Raw genomic sequence first — 19,546 nt, 5'->3', positions numbered from 1 at the left:
GACATGAATTTCTATTTAAAATCATTCGCCATCTTTTTAAAGATTGGCCTGTTTACCATCGGAGGAGGTTATGCAATGGTTCCACTCATACAAGATGAAATAGTGGAGAAAAGAAAATGGATTGATAAAGAAGACTTTATCGACTTATTGGCACTTACTCAGTCTGTTCCAGGCATATTTGCCGTAAACATAGCTATCTTTATAGGATATAAGTTACGCAAATTCAAAGGAGCTCTAGCCATGGCGCTCGGAACCATACTTCCCTCCTTCTTCATTATTTTAGCCATAGCCTTGTTTTTCCAACAATTCAAGAATTATGAAGTAGTAGAAAATATATTCAAAGGAATCCGCCCGGCAGTGGTCGCATTGATTGCCGCTCCTACTTTCTCAATGGCAACATCAGCAAAGATAAACCGCTATACAATATGGATACCTATAGTATCGGCACTTCTTATCTGGTTATTGGGTATATCCCCTGTGTATATTATCATCATTGCCGGAGTAGGAGGCTTTTTCTATGGTAAGTACAAACATAAACATGCATCAAAATGATATTCCTTTATTTATTCTATACATTCTTTAAGATAGGTCTCTTCGGTTTTGGAGGCGGTTATGCCATGCTTTCCTTGATTCAGGGAGAAGTAGTGACGCGTTATCATTGGATTAATGCCGGTGAATTTACTGATATCGTAGCTATCAGCCAGATGACTCCGGGTCCTATTGGCATTAATTCCGCCACTTATGTAGGATATACTGCCGTACTGAACGCGGGATACAGCGAAGCTTTCGCCGTCATCGGCTCCATTGTGGCAACATTTGCTGTTGTCTTTCCTTCCTTCATCTTAATGATTGCCATCAGCAAATTCTTTCTGAAATATCAAAAACACCCGGCTGTTGAAGCCGTATTCAGTGGATTGCGCCCCGCAGTGGTAGGCTTGCTGGCTGCGGCAGCCCTCGTTTTAATGAATAAAGAAAACTTCGGCAGCTATAAAGTAGATTGGTATCAATTCATTATCAGTATCATCATCTTCCTTGCAGCTTTCTTCGGAACACGCAAATATAAGATAAACCCTATATTAATGATTATCCTCTGCGGATTGGCAGGATTCTTGCTTTATTAGTCTATAAAGAAAGGAACGTGTCAAAACGTCGATAATGCTGTCATTTAACCGGTAGGGCGAGGTTCGCTCGCCCGAAAGCAGTTTATTTGTGCATTCGGGCAGGCAAACCCTGCCCCTACAGTTGATGATTTAATGTGCTACTTTAGTTATGACACATTCATGTGCTATATCAAGCATCTTCTCGGTTTTCAGAGCACTCTCCAAGCTCCTAGATACTCATATTTTTATTTGTCAGAGTCTGTCCTTTATACTGTCCGGTCAAAGTACGGAGAAAAGATACAATCTTATCCACTTCCTGCTGCGGAAGTTCAATGCCCAACTGATATTTAGCCATCGCACGCACGGCGTCATCCATTGTCTTCATGCTTCCATCGTGGAAATAAGGATAAGTCAATTCCACATTTCTCAATCCCGGCACTTTAAAACGATGACGGTCACGCTCTATCTTTGTTTGCTTAAACCGACCGTTGTCTTCTTCTGTCATTTCAGCCGCACGGTCTGCAAAATAATCATGTTGTACGCCAATTAACTCATATGACTGTCCTCCAAGGATTTCACCTACATGGCAAGTTGCACAATCATATTTCTTGAAAAGCTCATATCCGGCAAGTTCATCGGCAGTGATAGCATTCTTGTCACCTTTCAGATAAAGGTCGAAACGTGAATTGGGAGTCAGCAATGTCTTTTCAAATTCCTGAATCGCATCGGTAATATTCTTTTCATTCAGTCCGTCTGAATATACCTCTGTAAAAGCTTTTACAAAGTCCTTGTCTTCGGCTAGTTTTGCTGTTATCTGGTCAAAGGATTCACAAGCCATTTCAACCGGATTCAAGGGAGGACCTGCAGCCTGTTCTGCCAATGTGCCGGCACGACCGTCCCAAAACTGAACAAAATTATAAGCTGCATTATAAACAGTCGGAGCATTTACTCCGCCAAGCTGACCGCCCACTCCTTCCGAATACTGCTTATTGTCCACGCCGCCCATATCCAAACCGTGACAAGAGGCACAAGATACCGTATTATCAGCCGACAGACGAGTGTCGTGATAAAGCATATCACCCAATAGCACCTTGCGCACATCTACCGAAATAGAATCGGCAATCGGGCGAATAGGTTCATTGATGAATTCAGGAGCCACATTCGCATCGCCCATCAGCCTCATACGATGATTCTTCACCCAATTAAGAACCAATTCCTTTTTCGTATCGCTGATAGAAGCTCCCCAATGCACCAAATAGTATTTGGGCTGAGGCATCTTGCCATCCAGAATCACTTTTTCTACTTTTGCCAAAGCCACCTGATCGACCGGATTACCGGCTTTCAAGTCTGCCGCCATCCGAGTCATGTCAAAAGCACGATAAGCCTTGCTCACGTCCTCCATCACAATCTTTCCTGCCACGGGCATATTGGCATAGAACGGCAAATCGGGGTTTGAGGTGTGACATCTCAAACATCCGGCATCCGTAATGATTTGCTGCATCTGCGCATTTGCCTCCAAATCGGCAGAAGGCACACGGTTCATCAGCCGGTAAGTAACAGCTAATGCCGCCACTATAACCAACAGTGCCACCATTAATTTTGTACTTTTCTTCATGTTACGCTTGTTTTTTTGATTAGTTATTACGATTATATAAATGTATACTTTGCTGTGCCGCCGGAAGATAATTCACTCCATACCAACACATTTGCAACGCCAAAAAGGAAAAAATGAGCAACACATACAGTGATTTGCTGCCCACACGTCCGAACAGACGAAGGTGGATATATATCAAATACCCCATCCAAGTGATGACTGCCCATGTTTCCTTCGGGTCCCAACTCCAATAATTTCCCCATGCCTCTTTCGCCCAAAGAGAACCGAGCAACATACCGATTGACAGGAAAGCGACTCCTGCATAGACCAAATTATCGGCTGTCTGCAAATACTCCTCCTTGTGGCAGAACAGTCCGGTGACGGCAATAATGAATGCGCACCCCAACACCGAATAAGAAAACATATATACAGTAACATGAGGAATGAACCATACACTTTGCAAAGCCGGCATCAGCGACTGATCATGTATCTCCGGCTTTAACAAATTAATCACGACAAATACAGTAGACAATAAAGTAGAAAACGACAATATCCAACGATACTTCCATCGTATATATGTCAGAAGTCCGGCTATTCCCATGAAGAATGAATACCATAAACGCGTTTCTCCCATTGTCCGCAAAGGTGGGCGTTGCAGGTATTCCCATAATCCGGCAATAAAAATGCCCAATACCATAATTCCGGCAATGGTGAAACCAACAGCCATTCTGCTCCTCGTTGAAGAACGAAGTGCAAACACTGCCCCTGCCAGCCATAAACCAACAGACAGTGTCGCAAATACATAGAAGTTATCCCAATTTATCATACCTTTTTCAGATTAACACACTTTTTCGGACCATTAATAAATAAGAGAACAGCTCCCGCCAACATCATCAATATGCCGGCCACCATTATATATTTCCACGGTTGTATCACAACTTGTAAAACACAATATTTACTTTCATTGCCACTTGCCATGTCATAGCTTGTGAGATACACATCTTCTCCCAACCGATAACTGTATGGATGATTCACTTCCAACAGTGCCTCATCATCACCCAAGCGCACCTCGGCAGCAAAACGGGAAGGGCTTCCATTAGGATAGTATTCCACGGAAAAGGAACGCAGTTCCATCTCATAATCCAAATGATAGGAAACACCATTCATGTCAAAAGCCTCACGTGCCGGTTCTCCTTTATAAAGAGGAATACGCAATGTCCGGGTATCACTGCTTCCAAAGAATCCGGCGAAAAGTGCCAGCCATAATCCTGCATGGTTCAGCAGGAAACGCCAACGGGCAGTCTTTCGATGGTAATAAGCATGAAAAGTAATCATTGCCAAATTGCTTAACAGCAAAAAGAGAATGGCAATGAATATCCAAGAAGTCATAAAATTATAACAGCCCAACAAAGCCCAAACACCGGTGCGCATAGCAGCTTCCACATCAGACAACTGAGGAAATAATCCAATAATCAGACTACCTGCTATGAGCAGGAAAATAGATAAAATACTTGTTTGAGGGGAGTAAAGGAAGCGTGTAAAAGCCGATTTTCTACTTTCCTTATATAATTTCCACAATAAGAACAGCCAAATAACCGCAAAAACAATATTCAGCGGAAATGCCACAAACGACAATGGAAAATTTCCCATTAACAGTTGTATGATAGCAGCCAGTGATAGATAGCCCGTTACGTACACATATCGCATATTCGTGTTCCTTTTTGTTATCCGGCTACAAAGTAACGAAATAAAAATGAATTAACATATAAATTTCTTATGAATTTGTAACAGTTACAAGATAATAATCGGACAAAAGGAGGGATTTACTTCAAAAAGCCGAAGAGGTGCTTCAAAAAAAGAACTTGATTCTGTCACCGTGTGTTGTCTCCTCCGGTTTTCAACCTCTGCATACGTTTTAAACTCCCTAAGTCGTTTCATTAGCCGGGCTAAGCGTTTTCATTCTTTCTATTATGCCTGTCGGTCAGTCGGATTACTACAGTCTACGGCAATGGACTATACAGTCTACGGTAACGGACTATACAGTCCACCGCAACGGACTGTACGGTCCACTGTCGGAGACTGTAATAATCTTCCGTTTAAAAGACCTTAGCCAACCCTAAGAAACGGCTTATTCTTCCCTTTGTTGGTGATATGATATGTTAAGTGTTCAAACTATTCCCCCAAAATACAAAACCACGCATCATACCTGTCATGAAGATAATCCGTTGCTCTCGGCGGCTTGAGTTAAACCTTTCACCTTAAACACCTGTAAAACAACAAATTAACCCCATAACACGTGTGAAACGTGGTTCTTACTTACTAATATCTCAGTACTATTATGCTGTTTGTCTACAGTTTTACTTTCTTCTTTGCCCCTTTAGATTCGTTATGTAAACGATCGAGAGCCGTCACAACATAGTTGTATTTTGTCTTGCCGTTTTCATAAGGCAATTTATAATAAGTATCACGCGTGATAGCAACAATATGAGAAGGGTCCTCCAGATTCACTTTTTCTTTTTTATCAAAACGATAAACCACATATTGCACAGCCTTATCCATTTCCGTTTTCGCCTTTGGTGCCTGCCAGAAAAGCAACAATCCATCCTGTGTCCAAACATCTTTCACTTTCTTTACTTTATCAGGAGCCTTATCATCCATAAATGGCGATGTAGGCGGCAAAGCCGGATAACGGTGGTAATCTTTTACAAGCATGGTGCGATAGTTTCCTGCATTATCCACCACAGCCGAAGCATACCACTGACAACTTCCCTGCACAGTAGGCAAAGCACGTTGGAGTTTCATCTTAGCCGGCATCTGATTGATAAGCGGATTATGGAGGTCGGGCTTATTCACCGTACGCATCACATCCTGACCAATATACAAAGGACGGGCGGAAGCATTCTTCGCCCACCAACGGATCAATGTATCATAATCGGCAGCCGGATGACCGATTTCCCAATAAACTTGAGGGATATTATAGTCCACCCAACCATTGTTCACCCACATCAACACATCAGCATACAAATCATCATAATTTTGCAAACCGCGTGTGTTGCTGCCATTGGGGTCACTCTTCACATTACGATAAATTCCAAAAGGAGAAATTCCAAACTTCACCCACGGCTTGCACTCGCGCACCGTCTCATGGATTTCCTTTATCAACACATTCACGTTGTCACGTCGCCAATCGGCTTTATTACTGTATCCGCGACCATACTGTGCAAAACTGATATTGTCGGGGAAATCCTCTCCCGGATTAGGATAAGGATAAAAATAATCATCCATGTGAATGGCATCCACATCATAACGGGTAACAATATCGCGTACAATCTTACAAATATATTTACGATTCTCAGGTAATGCCGGATCAAAATACAATTGTCCGGCATAAGTCACAAAACGTTCAGGGTTCCTGTTGTAAGGATGAATGGGTGACAAGGCTACCGTTCCCTTTGTTTTGGCACGATAAGGATTTATCCAGGCATGAAACTCCATTCCACGCTTATGACATTCATCTATCATAAACTGCATAGGGTCCCAATAAGGTGACGGTACCCTGCCCTGCACCCCGGTAAGGAAGCGGCTCCACGGCTCGTAAGATGATTTATACAAGGCATCTGCTTCAGCACGCACCTGAAAAATAATAGCATTAATACCAGCTTCTTGTAAGCTGTTCAGTTGTCTGATTAATAACTGCTGCATCTTCTCTGCAGGCATTCCTTGAAACTGCCCATTTACACATTGAATCCATGCACCCCGAAATTCACGCTTAGGATAACGTGACCTGGCATTGACCGCCGATGTCAGAAGGAGCGTTATCAATAAAAGAAAAATCGTTTTTGCTCTCATTTTAAGTCTTCGCTATTTTAATAGTTTTCGCAGACAAAGATAAAGATAAAATATGAAACAGCGAGATAACGACAGGCAAAATAAAGATTTCATGCCTCTATCTTCAAATAAATCAATACGAACTCTTGAAGGATAATTTTAATTCTGTAAATTTACAACATCTTACGTATTCCTAAATAAACACCAGACCTACAGCATCCACAACATGATAAAAACAGCTTGAACTAAAGTTTAAACAAGAGTCAAGAACCGGCAAATAAGAGACTACATCAGCCAGTTCAGCACTGTTGCCACAGGTTTCATCATAATCTTTTGGAGAAGTGACCTAATTACCCCAAAACACCCGTCAGAAGAAAACTACTGAAAAATTTCTATAGAACAACATTTTTTCACCCTACGGAATGAAACGTATCCGAGCAGGATTGACTATCTTTGCATATCCAACTAAATGCAAAAAGAATGTCAGAAAGTAATTATATATCTATCAAAGGAGCCAAGGTCAACAACCTCAAAAACATTGATGTGGATATTCCCCGCAATAAACTGGTAGTCATTACAGGCTTATCCGGTTCCGGAAAATCATCATTGGCTTTTGACACGTTATACGCCGAAGGCCAGCGTCGCTATGTGGAAAGCTTATCATCTTACGCCCGCCAGTTTTTGGGCAGAATGAGCAAACCGGAATGTGATTTTATCAAAGGAATTCCTCCTGCCATTGCCATCGAACAGAAAGTAAACAGTCGCAACCCGCGTTCCACCGTAGGAACCTCGACCGAAATATATGAATATCTGCGATTGCTGTACGCACGTGTGGGGAAAACATACTCCCCCATCAGCGGACAAGTGGTGAAGAAACACAGTGCGGAAGACATCGTGAATTGTATGCTTTCTTTTCCCAAAGGGACTAAATATACCGTGCTCGCTCCACTACTGCCACGCGAAGGACGCAGCATTGCCGAACAACTGGACATTGACTTAAAACAGGGATTTACGCGCGTGGAAGTGAACCGCGAGGTTATGCGTATCGAGGACTTCCTGCAACAAGTGCCGGCCGAAGGAAAAAAACAAAATATCTACTTACTGATAGACCGTATGACGGCCGATGACAGCAAAGACAGCATCAGCCGACTGACCGACTCGGCCGAAACAGCCATGTATGAAGGTGACGGAGCCTGCATGCTCCGCTTTTATTCATCGGACGGCAGCACACAACTTTTTTCCTTCAGCACGAAGTTTGAAGCAGACGGTATTACCTTTGAGGAACCCAACGACCAAATGTTTTCTTTCAACTCCCCCATTGGTGCCTGCCCCAATTGCGAAGGCTTCGGCAAGGTAATCGGAATAGACGAACATCTTGTCATCCCCAATCGCGCTCTGAGTGTATATGACGGAGCTGTGATTTGTTGGCGTGGCGAAAAGATGGGCGAATGGCTGAAAGAATTCATCCGTGAAGCCCCGAAACACAATTTCCCCATCTTTACTCCTTATTATGAACTGACGCAAGAGCAGAAAGACTACTTGTGGCATGGTCCAAAAGAGAAAGCCTGCATAGACTCATTCTTTAAAATGCTGGAAGAGAATCAATATAAAATTCAGTATCGTGTGATGTTGGCACGTTACCGCGGAAAGACTCTTTGCCCCATGTGCCACGGAACCAGACTGAAAAAAGAAGCCGGATATGTAAAAGTAGGCGGACGCTCTATATCCGAATTGGTAGATTTACCCATTCATGACCTAAAGGAATTCTTCCGCACATTAGAATTGGATACACACGATACTGCTATAGCCAAACGTATACTGACAGAGATTAATAACCGAATCAACTTCCTGATGGATGTCGGTTTAGGCTACCTCACATTAAACCGCCTTAGCAATACATTGTCGGGTGGTGAAAGCCAACGTATCAACTTGGCAACTTCCCTGGGAAGCAGCCTTGTAGGATCGCTTTATATATTGGATGAACCAAGTATCGGACTTCATAGCCGCGATACCGAACGCCTTATTAAAGTATTACGCCAATTACAAGAACTGGGAAATACCGTCGTAGTGGTAGAGCATGATGAGGAAATCATCCGTGCCGCCGACTACATTATAGATATCGGTCCCAAAGCCGGACGCTTGGGAGGGGAAATCGTCTATCAGGGAGACATGAAAGACTTGAAAAAAAACAGTAACAGCTATACGGTTCGTTATTTACTTGGAGAAGAAACCATCGAAATACCCCAATCACACCGCCCCTGGAATAATTATATCGAAATAAAAGGAGCCAGAGAAAACAATCTGAAAGGAGTGGATGTACGTTTCCCTCTAAATATAATGACAGTAGTTACAGGTGTCAGCGGTTCGGGAAAGAGCACATTGGTGCGTGATGTTTTCTATAAAGCGCTGAAACGGGAATACAGTGAAAGCAGTGAGCGACCGGGAGAATTCGTTTCTATCAGCGGTGACATACAGATGGTTAAGGACATTGAGTTTGTCGATCAAAATCCAATCGGGAAGTCATCACGCAGCAACCCGGTGACTTATGTAAAAGCATACGACGAAATCCGTAAACTTTACGCAGAGCAACCATTGGCCAAACAAATGGGTTACACAGCCGGATACTTTTCTTTCAACACCGAAGGAGGACGTTGTGAAGAATGCAAAGGCGACGGAACGGTTACGGTGGAGATGCAGTTTATGGCCGACTTGGTGCTGGAATGTGAATCTTGTCACGGCAAACGCTTTAAAAGCGATACTTTGGAAGTGAAATTCCAAGATAAGAATATATATGATATACTGGAAATGACCGTGAATCAAGCTATAGAATTCTTTACCGAACACGGACAAAAAAAGATTGTGAAGAAACTCACTCCGCTGCAAGACGTGGGATTGGGATATATTAAATTGGGACAATCTTCGTCTACACTGTCCGGTGGTGAGAACCAACGTGTGAAACTGGCCTATTTCCTAAGTGTGGAAAAGACACAGCCTACTATTTTTGTCTTTGACGAACCCACTACCGGTTTGCATTTCCATGATATCAAGAAGTTGTTGGAAGCTTTTGACGCGCTTATCAGCAGAGGGCATACCATCGTTATCATCGAACATAATCTGGACGTAATAAAATGCGCCGATTATGTCATCGACCTTGGACCGGAAGGTGGAAAAATGGGTGGTAATCTGGTCGTTGCCGGCACACCGGAAGAAATAGCCCAATGTGCAGCCTCTTATACCGGACAGTTCTTAAAAGAGAAATATTTATAATCTTAAATAAATAAACAATGAAAAAACTACTTTATTTATCCATGTTCCTATGGCTTGTTCTCACAGGATGCACACAGGAAAAAAAGGAATTTACCGTTTTGCAATGGAATATCTGGCAAGAAGGAACCATGGTTCCCGGCGGTTATGAGGCTATTGTCGATGAAATTATTCGTCTTCGCCCCGATTTTGTAACCCTCAGTGAAGTGCGTAATTATAATAACACCAATTTTACAGCACGCCTCACCCGGTCGCTGAAAGAAAAAGGAGAAACTTATTATTCCTTCTATACATACGATACCGGTTTACTTAGCCGCTATCCGATTACCGACTCACTGACTGTCTTCCCCGAAAACGGTGACCACGGAAGTATTTACCGTTTGACAACCGACATGAATGGAAAGAAAATGGCCGTTTATACCTCTCATCTGGATTATCTGGATGATGCATATTATAATGTACGTGGATATGACGGTTCTACTTGGGAAGAAATTCCTATTCCCACTACAGTTGAAGAAGTTCTGGAAAGAAATGTCGCGTCACAACGTGATGATGCCATCAAGATGTTTATCGAGCAGGCAAAGAAAGACCGGGAAGCCGGATATACCATTATTTTGGGTGGTGATTTCAATGAACCCTCGCACCAGGATTGGACAGAAGAAACCAAGAACCTTTACGACCACCACGGATTAGTAATTCCTTGGACAGTGCCCGTCTTGCTGGATGAAGCCGGTTTCGTTGATGCTTACCGTTCTTTCTATCCCAATGTGCTTGACTATCCCGGCTTTACTTATCCTTCTGACAATCCGGCCAAACCTGCCGAAAAAATCACTTGGGCACCCAAAGCCGATGAACGCGACCGTATCGACTATATTTGGTTCTATCCCGAAAAAGGGCTGACCGTGAAAGATGCAGCAATCTTTGGTCCTAAAGGTTCTATTGTACGTTCTCAGCGTGTACAGGAAACTTCAAAAGATAAATTCATCGAACCGCAGAATGTATGGCCGACAGACCATAAAGGTGTTCTAGTGACATTCCAATACTAATATATTAACTACCTAAAAATTTATCTTATGATTAAGCAGACTTATAAAAAATGGATTGCTGCTTGCACCGTGACGAGCTCATTGCTGTTGGGTGCTTGTACTTCCACTCCTCCCTCTGTCAGAGACGTTTCTATCGTCCCGCTGCCGAACAATGTTCAACAAGACAGCAGCGCATTCGTTCTTCCTAAAAGTTGCACCATCGGCATCACTGATTCCCGGCTGGCTCCGGCTGCCGAATATCTGGCAGGAATACTTTCTCCTTCCACCGGATATAACATAAAAGTACAAGACGGAGAAGGAACCATCACCCTCTCATTGGGGGAAGTTGAAGGCAAAGAGGGTGCATACCAATTAAAAACCGACACTAAGAAAATCAATATAAAAGGAAACTCTTATGGTGGAGTTATTGCCGGAATTGAATCTTTACGCCAATTATTCCCTCCTCAAATTGAATCCAAACAAATAGTGGACGGTGTAGATTGGGCTATTCCGAGTGTGGAAATCAATGATGCCCCCCGCTTTACTTGGCGAGGCATCATGCTGGATGTTTCACGCCATTTCTATTCCAAAGATGAAGTAAAAGAACTGTTGGATGTAATGGCACTTTATAAGATGAATAAATTCCACTGGCATCTCACCGACGACCAGGGTTGGCGTATCGAAATAAAGAAATATCCTTTGCTGACCGAAAAAGGTGCTTGGCGCAAATTCAATTCTCATGACAAAGAATGCATCCGCCAATCAAAGGTGAACGATAATTCTGACATGGCTATTCCCGAAAGCAAGATTCGCATTGTAGAAGGTGATACACTGTATGGCGGTTATTATACCCAGGAAGATATCAAAGAGGTGATTGCATACGCTAAAGTACGTGGTATTGACATTGTTCCCGAAATAGATATGCCGGGACATATGCTGGCTGCCATAAGCAATTATGAAGGGGTATCTTGTTTCGATGAAACCGGTTGGGGAACCACCTTCTCCTCTCCCGTTTGTCCCGGAAAAGACTCGGCAATAGAATTTTGCAAGAATGTATATAGCGAACTCATCGAACTCTTCCCTTACAAATATGTACATATCGGTGGTGATGAAGTAGAAAAAACCAACTGGAAGAAATGTCCCGACTGTCAAAAACGTATGCGTGACAATAAGCTGAAGACTGAAGAAGAACTACAATCATGGTTCATTCATGATATGGAAAAATTCTTTAACGATAAAGGAAAAGAAATGATCGGTTGGGATGAAATTATCGAAGGCGGACTTTCAAAAACAGCAACTGTCATGTGGTGGCGCAGTTGGGCTAAGAATGCTCCTTCTAAAACAACAGGACAAGGAAATCCTATCATTTTCACTCCTAACGGACAGTTCTATCTAGACTATCAGGAAGATAAGAATTCAGTAGCCAATATTTATAATTATGATCCGATGAGCGAAATTCAAAACGCTGAAATGCAACCGTTAGTATTAGGTGTGCAAGGTAATGTTTGGTGCGAATGGATTCCTTCACGTGAACGTATGCAATATATGGCAATTCCTCGTCTGTTGGCTATCGCCGAATTGGGTTGGAGCAATCCTTCACAGAAAGACTGGAATGCATTTGCCCGGCGTCTTGCCAACCAATTTGAACGCCTCAACATTATGAATATCAATTACCGTATTCCTGATTTGGAGGGTTTTAACAAGACAAATGCCTTTATCGGTGAAGGTATTGTCAACATCACCTGTCTCGACCCAAGTGCTGAAATACACTATACCACAGACGGTTCTGTTCCCACTTTGCAGTCGCCTAAGTATGACGGTCCGGTAAAAGTAACTGAAACAACTGATTTCACATTCCGCACATTCCGCCCGAACGGTAAACCGGGAGATATCACCACCACTCGTTTTATCAAGAGCGAGTATACTCCGGCCGTTACAGCTGCGCCATCCAATCCCGGATTGAAAGCTACTTGGCATGAGTTCAAAGGAAATAAATGTACCGAAATTGAAAAGGCACCGGTAAATGGAAATTATTCTATCGAAGATGTAATGATTCCCAAGAAAGTAAAAGGTAATATCGGTTTGATTATCAAAGGTTACATTAATGCTCCTCAGGATGATATTTATACTTTTGCACTCTTGTCGGATGATGGCAGTACGTTAGTGATTGATGGCGAACAAGTAATTGATAATGACGGTCCTCATGGTCCTCGTGAAGTAGTAGGCCAAAAAGCTTTAGCTAAAGGATATCACCCGATTGAAATTCGTTACTTTGATCAAAACGGCGGTCAACTGAAAATGAAAGTTAGTGGAAATGATGGTAAAGAGATTCCGTTCACTCATTTATATGCCCACTAAATAAAGAAAAAAGAGAAACAAGCTCTGAGAATTTATCATTTACGGTAGGGAAGGTTTAAACCCCATTCCTACCGTATTTTTTTACTTCATACCTTGTATACTACTAAAAATAAAGACCGAATCCTATTTTGAATCCCAATTTGCTGTATTCAGAAGTATGATTAAAACTCAAATCATAATATACAGCAGGTTCTACTGTCAGATTTCGTCCTAAAAAGAATGCGTAGCCCACTTCCGGTGTCAGGCAAACAAGATTTTTCTTATAATCCCCACTAGAAAGATGTTTGTAAGCCATTCCAAGTCCACCGTATACTCCACAGCTGGATAAATAATAGCGTCCCTGCGCGCCAATACTAGTCTCATCTGTTCCATGTTCCACATACTGTCCTTTAAAGTTTAACAATACTGCAAAGTTATCGGCTACAAAAGCACCACCTCCCAATGTAAAACCAAAATTGGTTCCTTCATACTTACTATGAGAGAGGTCAAGTCCTGTCAGTGAGGCATTCACATACCAAACATCTTTTTCAAATTGTGCATGTGCACCCAATGTTGTTACTACCAACATCACCAAGCTGACTAAAAATTTCTTCATACAATTGTCGTTTAAGTAAATATTCTATTTTTTGTTCTCCATATTCTGACCTTCCTGTTCTCTGCGTTTCTCCTGCTTACGAAGAACAATCCAAAGCAAAGCAATAATAAGATAGGATACCCCTATAGTGACATATTTTTCTGCATTACCAATCTCCGTATTCCGCGGAATAAAATAAACAGCCATTATCGTGGTGTAAATAAATAAAGCCACAGGCAACCAGGTTGATTTCTTATATTTCCTCATATACTATACTATTTTGTTTTTTATACCAAGTTATAAATCCTATAACTGCAACCAGCGTACATATTCCTCCCAACACATAAGAGATATAGCCGGAAAGAGCCAATCCTTCGGGCGCAATGCAAATATAAGTAGAACAAACAGCTGTCATAAACAAAGCCGGCAACAGTGTGACATAATAATTCTTTTTCATGCGCACCAAATATACAGTTATCGCCCATAGAGTAAAGACAGACAATGTTTGATTACACCATGCAAAATAACGCCAAATCATATCAAATCCTGCCGCATCGCGCTGACTATATAGCAAAATACCAATAGTCACAGCAAAGATAGGAATACAAATCAATAAACGTCTTGTTATACTTTTTTGTTCCAAATGCATAAAGTCGGCAACAATCAACCGAGCTGAACGCAATGCGGTATCTCCACTGGTGATAGGCGCTGCAATCACCCCCAGCACAGCCAGCAATCCGCCAATGGTTCCTAACCATTCTTTTGTTATACGATCTACTATTATTGAAGCATTACTTTCTTCCATTCCATTCTGATGAAAGAAATAAGTGGCAGCCGCTGCCCATATCAATGCCACAATACCTTCTGTCACCATTGCTCCGTAAAAGATTGGACGACCATACTTTTCATTCTTCATGCAACGTGCCATCAAAGGTGACTGTGTAGCATGGAAACCACTAATGGCACCACAAGCAATAGACACAAACATGATAGGAAAAATAGGCAAACCGGCAGGATGAGTATTTTGTATACCGTCTGTTATTTCGGGCAAAGCCGGATGGTGCCATATCAACATAGCTAATATTCCAACTGCCATAAACAACAAAGCAATGGCAAACAATGGATAAATCTTGCCAATAATCTTATCTACCGGCAGCAGGGTAGCCAACATATAATAAATGAAAACAATAATAATCCAAAAGGTTACGTCCATATAATCGGGTGTTAGCTTGGCCAACAAACCGGCAGGTCCGGCAACAAACACAGCCCCGACCAATATCATCAGAACCACAGTAAAGCCACGCATCAACTGTTTGGTAGGAAGTCCCAGATAACGGCCGATTATTTCAGGAAGACTCTCACCGTTATGCCTTAAAGAAAGCATTCCTGATAAATAATCGTGTACAGCACCGGCAAAAATAGTTCCCAGTACAATCCATAGATAAGAGGCTGTACCGAATTTTGCTCCCATAATGGCACCGAAGATAGGACCCAGACCTGCAATATTAAGAAACTGAATCATGAAAATCTTCCAAGTGGGAAGGGGAATAAAGTCTACGCCATCCTCCATAGTCAGAGCCGGTGTTTTTTTATTTTTATCAGGACTAAACAGATGCTCTACATAGCTTCCATATAAAAAATATCCTCCTATAAGAACCAATAATGCAATAATAAAGGTTATCATATACTCTATTTAATTGTTTTATTATTGCAAAAATAACGATTTAAATGATTACTTCTTATCTTTGCAATAAAATTAAAGCGAATGCGAACACTATTTCTAACTTTATTACTGATAATACTAAAATCTTTACCTGTTATATCACAGCCCAAATACGAAATTCGCGCCACTTGGCTCACGACCTTGGGCGGAATGGACTGGCCGCGTACCAAAGCCGGAAGCGCAACAGGAATTCAACGCCAGAAAAAAGAATTATGTGATATACTCGACCGTTTGAAAGCTGCGAATTTCAATACAGTATTATTGCAAACCCGCCTACGTGGGGATATGATATATCCGTCCTCCATTGAGACCTTTGCCGAATCGCTGACGGGATATACCGGACGTAATCCGGGATATGACCCATTGGCTTTTGCTATTGAAGAATGTCACAAACGAGGCATGGAATTGCACGCTTGGATAGTGACTATCCCGGCCGGAAACACTCGGCAAGTGAAGCTGTTGGGACGAAACTCCATCGTACAAAGGAATAGAAAAATATGCAAACTATATAAAGGTAACTGGTATCTGGATCCGGGCAATCCTGAAACAAAAGAATACCTCTCTCGCATTGTGAAAGAAATCACTTCACAATATGACATAGATGGTATCCATTTCGACTATATCCGCTATCCCGAACAGGCAGATAAATTCCCTGATAAAGACACCTACCGCAGATACGGAAAAGGAAAGGAGCTGAAACAATGGCGTCGGGATAACATTACCGACATTGTACGCCGCCTTTATACTGATATCAAGTCTATCAAGCCATGGGTAAAAGTGAGTAGTTCGCCCATTGGCAAATATCGCGACACTAACCGTTATCCCTCTCGCGGCTGGAATGCTTATCATGTAGTCTATCAAGATGCACAAAGATGGTTAAAAGAAGGAATCCATGATGCCTTGTTCCCAATGATGTATTTCCAAGGAAACAATTTCTATCCCTTTGCTTTGGACTGGAAAGAGAACGACGGCAAACGTTGGATTATTCCCGGACTGGGAATTTATTTCCTCTCCCCTCGTGAACAAGATTGGCCATTGGACGAAATAGTTCGTCAAATCCATTTCACCCGTCAGATAAAGCTAAACGGACAAGCCTATTTTCGCAATCGCTTTTTACTTGATAACACAAAAGGAGTATTAGACGAACTGGAAGAAAACTTTTATACTTACCCGGCATTGATCCCTCCTATGACATGGTCAGATAGTATTCCACCTTCTGTTCCATCCCATCCTTCGGTGCAACAAATAGCGAACGGCAAACTTCGCATGAGTTGGCAAGCATCAGCCGATAACAGCAATCAATCTGTTGTATACCATTTATACGGTTCCGATACATATCCTGTTGACATTAAGCAACCTCAAAATTTAATAGCTACCCATCTAATTGCCAATGAGTATGAATATACAGCCAAGCTCCCTTGGTTACAAAAACGATACTTTGCCGTCACTGCCGCTGACCGCTTTGGCAATGAAAGCGCTCCATTAACTCTGAATACGGTTTCGGATATGGATATACCTTTATTAAATAAAGGAAATATGCTTTACCTGCCGGAAATAAAGGATGCACAAACTATTATCATCTATAATATGACCAACGAAGAAATATGGAAAACCGGTTATGTTCATAAACTATCTTTAGTATCATTGCCCAATGGCTTTTATACAGTAAAAATATTCAATCGACAAGGTAAAAGCCTATTTGCAGGAAGTATTATGAAGTAAATATTCACCAAATAAGGTCTTATTTCATCCTTTCTTATGTTTTCTATACTTGCTGGGAGACATTCCCATTATCTTAGAAAACAAACGGGAAAAATAATAGCAATCCTCTATTCCTATTTTATGGCAAACTTGATTTATCTTGATATCTGTACAGTCTATCAGATAACAAGCATGTTGTATCTTTAACAAATTGAAGTAATTGACAGGCGAGTGTCCTGTACGGTGATTAAAAATGGTAGAAAAATGAGAAACAGAATATCCCGTATGCTCGGCTATTTCAGAGATACTGAGTTTTTTTCCTATATTCTCTTTCATAAAATGAATAGCCGCATCTACTAAATCATTTGAAATATCATTGACTGTAGCATTTCTATATTCTTGCAAATAGCAAATGGTACCAAGAAAATGATGGAAAGCCGAACAAGAATACAACAGATTTTCTTTACTATATCCCAATTCCAAAGTATGATATATTTCTTCAAACAAATTCAAACGTCCATTAATACGTGAGTAAATAGTAGGTTTGATATCAATAGGGGTCAATAAACGTAAAGCATAATATTCTGCTAAGTCTCCTTTAAAATGTATCCAATAAATTGTCCATGGATCTGTGTCATCGGCTCCGTAACTATGAGGTACATTCGCAGGTAAAATAAAGCATTGATTACTCTTTATTTCATAACGTTCATCATTCACGCTAAACCATCCTCTCCCCTCCACACAATAAATAAATACGTATTGAGAGATGGGAGTTTCCCGTTTTCTAAAATGATGTTCTGCCCGTGGATAGTATCCTATGTCCGTAATATGCAGCGCATTGGCTAAAGGATTATTTTCCATCGTATGTATAATTGATGCAGGAAGTACTAAAGCTCTTTCACCCGAAAATCCATCTTTACGTTTAATCATTGCTGTAGAAGTTATAGTTAACAGTAACAAAGATAGTGATTTTTATACAGGCAGCAAAGTTATTATCATAAGATTATCCATCCAATTCAATAATTTATCTATTCCCTATTCCAGAAAAATACAATTCCTTTGCAGTATGATTTATATAATAATACACAATGAAAAACATTAATTCAAAGAATTTACTATTTATCTGCTTTATTTCTGCTATGGGTGGCTACCTGTTTGGTTATGATTGGGTAGTAATTGGCGGAGCCAAAATTTTTTATGAACCATTCTTCGCTATCGAAGATTCAGCAGCTTTACGCGGTTGGGCAATGAGTAGCGCCTTACTAGGATGTTTAGTCGGAGCAGGCTTCTCCGGTAGTTGGAGTGATAAATATGGTCGCAAAAAACTATTAATATTATCCGCTCTATTATTTTTGCTGTCTGCTGTCGGTACAGGAGCTGTCGATAATTTTTCCTGGTTCATATTCTATCGTATTGTAGGTGGACTGGGTATAGGAATTGCTTCCAATGTTTCCCCCATATATATAGCTGAGGTATCACCGACTGAGATACGTGGAAAACTGGTATCTTTAAACCAACTGACTATTGTATTAGGTATATTATCTGCACAACTTGCCAATTGGATGATAGCAAACCTATTTACAGAAGGAACCTCACAACTTCCTGCGGAAGGAATAGAACAGGCGTGGCGATGGATGTTCTGGGCAGAAGCATTACCGGCTGCCTTATTTTTTATATTAGCTTTCATTATCCCTGAAAGTCCACGTTGGTTAGCCGCCAAAGAGGTGAAAGAAAAATACGATTGGAGAGCATTATCACAACCAGGTGTACGGCGGGTATTAATACTGGGAATTGTTTTGGCTGTTTTCCAACAGTGGTGTGGCATCAATGTTATATTCAATTATGCCCACGAAGTCTTTTCGGCTGCCGGTTATGAAGTGTCAGATGTCTTGATGAATATTGTAATAACGGGAGTAACTAACGTAATCTTTACTTTTGTTGCCATTTATACTGTTGACCATTGGGGCAGAAGGACATTAATGTTAATCGGCTCGGCAGGACTTGCTGTTATCTATCTGCTGATGGGATGTTGTTACTTTGCAGGAATGAGTGGTTGGATAATGTTAATACTGGTAATGATGGCAATTGCCTGTTATGCCATGTCATTAGCCCCCATTGTATGGGTAGTATTATCCGAAATATTTCCACAACAGATTCGTGGAACAGCTATGGCTATCTCTACCCTCTTCTTATGGATAGCCAGCTTCATACTCACCTACAGTTTTCCCCTATTAAATGAATCATTACAGGCAGCCGGAACGTTTTGGTTATATGGTGGCATATGCTTAACGGGCTTCTTTTTTATTCGTGCCCGACTACCGGAAACAAAAGGGAAAAGTTTGGAAGATATAGAAAAAGAAATAACAAAAAAATAAAACT

At 41.4% G+C, this 19,546-nt stretch carries 15 protein-coding genes; 7 read left to right on the top strand and 8 right to left on the bottom strand.

Annotated features, from left to right (window positions below):
* Window positions 1-3: 3 nt before the first annotated feature.
* Window positions 4-552 carry a chromate transporter gene (locus tag HMPREF1534_RS17665; RefSeq protein ID WP_005935953.1) on the top strand — a complete coding sequence of 183 codons (549 nt, stop codon included), beginning with the start codon at window positions 4-6 and terminating at the stop codon, window positions 550-552.
* Window positions 549-1,121 carry a chromate transporter gene (locus tag HMPREF1534_RS17670; RefSeq protein ID WP_005935951.1) on the top strand — a complete coding sequence of 191 codons (573 nt, stop codon included), beginning with the start codon at window positions 549-551 and terminating at the stop codon, window positions 1,119-1,121. Before HMPREF1534_RS17665 ends, HMPREF1534_RS17670 begins: the two co-directional genes overlap by 4 nt.
* A 208-nt stretch (window positions 1,122-1,329) precedes the next feature.
* Here the strand turns inward: HMPREF1534_RS17670 and HMPREF1534_RS17675 are convergent, their stop codons facing one another.
* The 4 genes from HMPREF1534_RS17675 to HMPREF1534_RS17690 all read right to left on the bottom strand — a co-directional run bounded on the left by HMPREF1534_RS17675 (window position 1,330) and on the right by HMPREF1534_RS17690 (window position 6,543).
* Window positions 1,330-2,715: a cytochrome c peroxidase gene (locus HMPREF1534_RS17675; protein WP_005935949.1), complete on the bottom strand. Its 1,386-nt coding sequence runs from the start codon at window positions 2,713-2,715 to the stop codon at window positions 1,330-1,332.
* A 19-nt stretch (window positions 2,716-2,734) separates the two neighbouring features.
* Window positions 2,735-3,520, bottom strand: a complete 786-nt coding sequence (locus tag HMPREF1534_RS17680) for a cytochrome c biogenesis protein (RefSeq protein WP_005935947.1) — start codon at window positions 3,518-3,520, stop codon at window positions 2,735-2,737.
* Complete coding sequence (locus HMPREF1534_RS17685; RefSeq protein WP_005935945.1) at window positions 3,517-4,401, bottom strand: cytochrome c biogenesis protein ResB; 885 nt, start codon at window positions 4,399-4,401, stop codon at window positions 3,517-3,519. The genes HMPREF1534_RS17680 and HMPREF1534_RS17685 overlap by 4 nt, the downstream gene beginning before the upstream one ends.
* 642 nt (window positions 4,402-5,043) lie before the next feature.
* A complete protein-coding gene (locus tag HMPREF1534_RS17690; RefSeq protein ID WP_005935943.1) occupies window positions 5,044-6,543 on the bottom strand; it encodes a glycoside hydrolase family 10 protein in 1,500 nt (499 codons plus the stop codon).
* Window positions 6,544-7,002: 459 nt separating this feature from the next.
* Between HMPREF1534_RS17690 and uvrA the strand changes: the two genes are divergently transcribed.
* The 3 genes from uvrA to HMPREF1534_RS17705 are packed head-to-tail and all read left to right on the top strand — an operon-like array spanning window position 7,003 to window position 13,169.
* The gene (uvrA, locus tag HMPREF1534_RS17695) at window positions 7,003-9,789 is read left to right on the top strand and encodes an excinuclease ABC subunit UvrA (protein ID WP_005935941.1); all 2,787 of its coding nucleotides are present in this window, start codon (window positions 7,003-7,005) and stop codon (window positions 9,787-9,789) included.
* A gap of 41 nt (window positions 9,790-9,830) precedes the next feature.
* Window positions 9,831-10,832 carry an endonuclease/exonuclease/phosphatase family protein gene (locus HMPREF1534_RS17700; protein ID WP_018452603.1) on the top strand — a complete coding sequence of 334 codons (1,002 nt, stop codon included), beginning with the start codon at window positions 9,831-9,833 and terminating at the stop codon, window positions 10,830-10,832.
* Window positions 10,833-10,859: 27 nt separating this feature from the next.
* Window positions 10,860-13,169: a family 20 glycosylhydrolase gene (locus HMPREF1534_RS17705; RefSeq protein ID WP_005935936.1), complete on the top strand. Its 2,310-nt coding sequence runs from the start codon at window positions 10,860-10,862 to the stop codon at window positions 13,167-13,169.
* A gap of 103 nt (window positions 13,170-13,272) precedes the next feature.
* Here HMPREF1534_RS17705 and HMPREF1534_RS17710 read toward each other — a convergent pair whose 3' ends face one another.
* From HMPREF1534_RS17710 to HMPREF1534_RS17720, 3 genes are read right to left on the bottom strand one after another with little or no spacing between them, the layout of a single operon-like run.
* Window positions 13,273-13,764 carry a hypothetical protein gene (locus HMPREF1534_RS17710; RefSeq protein WP_005935934.1) on the bottom strand — a complete coding sequence of 164 codons (492 nt, stop codon included), beginning with the start codon at window positions 13,762-13,764 and terminating at the stop codon, window positions 13,273-13,275.
* Between the two features lie 24 nt (window positions 13,765-13,788).
* Window positions 13,789-14,010, bottom strand: coding sequence for a hypothetical protein (locus tag HMPREF1534_RS17715; protein WP_005935931.1), 222 nt, complete (start codon window positions 14,008-14,010; stop codon window positions 13,789-13,791).
* The gene (locus tag HMPREF1534_RS17720) at window positions 13,997-15,427 is read right to left on the bottom strand and encodes a carbon starvation CstA family protein (protein ID WP_005935928.1); all 1,431 of its coding nucleotides are present in this window, start codon (window positions 15,425-15,427) and stop codon (window positions 13,997-13,999) included. Before HMPREF1534_RS17720 ends, HMPREF1534_RS17715 begins: the two co-directional genes overlap by 14 nt.
* Window positions 15,428-15,508: 81 nt before the next feature.
* On the opposite strand from HMPREF1534_RS17720, the gene HMPREF1534_RS17725 reads away from it, so the two are divergent.
* Complete coding sequence (locus tag HMPREF1534_RS17725; protein ID WP_005935923.1) at window positions 15,509-17,188, top strand: glycoside hydrolase family 10 protein; 1,680 nt, start codon at window positions 15,509-15,511, stop codon at window positions 17,186-17,188.
* Between the two features lie 24 nt (window positions 17,189-17,212).
* Here HMPREF1534_RS17725 and HMPREF1534_RS17730 read toward each other — a convergent pair whose 3' ends face one another.
* Window positions 17,213-18,097: an AraC family transcriptional regulator gene (locus tag HMPREF1534_RS17730; protein WP_005935920.1), complete on the bottom strand. Its 885-nt coding sequence runs from the start codon at window positions 18,095-18,097 to the stop codon at window positions 17,213-17,215.
* 158 nt (window positions 18,098-18,255) lie between these two features.
* Here HMPREF1534_RS17730 and HMPREF1534_RS17735 point away from each other — a divergent pair, with 158 nt between their 5' ends.
* A complete protein-coding gene (locus HMPREF1534_RS17735; protein ID WP_005935917.1) occupies window positions 18,256-19,542 on the top strand; it encodes a sugar porter family MFS transporter in 1,287 nt (428 codons plus the stop codon).
* Window positions 19,543-19,546: the final 4 nt, after the last annotated feature.

The sequence above is a fragment of the Phocaeicola massiliensis B84634 = Timone 84634 = DSM 17679 = JCM 13223 genome, from assembly GCF_000382445.1.
GTDB classification, from domain to species: Bacteria; Bacteroidota; Bacteroidia; order Bacteroidales; family Bacteroidaceae; genus Phocaeicola; species Phocaeicola massiliensis.
This window is presented reverse-complemented; position numbering and strand designations above follow the sequence as displayed.

Coding starts and splice junctions, on each gene's coding strand:
- HMPREF1534_RS17680 (WP_005935947.1), bottom strand. CDS start 3,520: ATGATAAATTGGGATAACTTCTATGTATTTGCGACACTGTCTGTTGGT.
- HMPREF1534_RS17730 (WP_005935920.1), bottom strand. CDS start 18,097: ATGATTAAACGTAAAGATGGATTTTCGGGTGAAAGAGCTTTAGTACTT.
- HMPREF1534_RS17705 (WP_005935936.1), top strand. CDS start 10,860: ATGATTAAGCAGACTTATAAAAAATGGATTGCTGCTTGCACCGTGACG.
- HMPREF1534_RS17670 (WP_005935951.1), top strand. CDS start 549: ATGATATTCCTTTATTTATTCTATACATTCTTTAAGATAGGTCTCTTC.
- HMPREF1534_RS17685 (WP_005935945.1), bottom strand. CDS start 4,401: ATGCGATATGTGTACGTAACGGGCTATCTATCACTGGCTGCTATCATA.
- uvrA (WP_005935941.1), top strand. CDS start 7,003: ATGTCAGAAAGTAATTATATATCTATCAAAGGAGCCAAGGTCAACAAC.
- HMPREF1534_RS17735 (WP_005935917.1), top strand. CDS start 18,256: ATGAAAAACATTAATTCAAAGAATTTACTATTTATCTGCTTTATTTCT.
- HMPREF1534_RS17710 (WP_005935934.1), bottom strand. CDS start 13,764: ATGAAGAAATTTTTAGTCAGCTTGGTGATGTTGGTAGTAACAACATTG.
- HMPREF1534_RS17690 (WP_005935943.1), bottom strand. CDS start 6,543: ATGAGAGCAAAAACGATTTTTCTTTTATTGATAACGCTCCTTCTGACA.
- HMPREF1534_RS17725 (WP_005935923.1), top strand. CDS start 15,509: ATGCGAACACTATTTCTAACTTTATTACTGATAATACTAAAATCTTTA.
- HMPREF1534_RS17720 (WP_005935928.1), bottom strand. CDS start 15,427: ATGATAACCTTTATTATTGCATTATTGGTTCTTATAGGAGGATATTTT.
- HMPREF1534_RS17665 (WP_005935953.1), top strand. CDS start 4: ATGAATTTCTATTTAAAATCATTCGCCATCTTTTTAAAGATTGGCCTG.
- HMPREF1534_RS17715 (WP_005935931.1), bottom strand. CDS start 14,010: ATGAGGAAATATAAGAAATCAACCTGGTTGCCTGTGGCTTTATTTATT.
- HMPREF1534_RS17675 (WP_005935949.1), bottom strand. CDS start 2,715: ATGAAGAAAAGTACAAAATTAATGGTGGCACTGTTGGTTATAGTGGCG.
- HMPREF1534_RS17700 (WP_018452603.1), top strand. CDS start 9,831: ATGTTCCTATGGCTTGTTCTCACAGGATGCACACAGGAAAAAAAGGAA.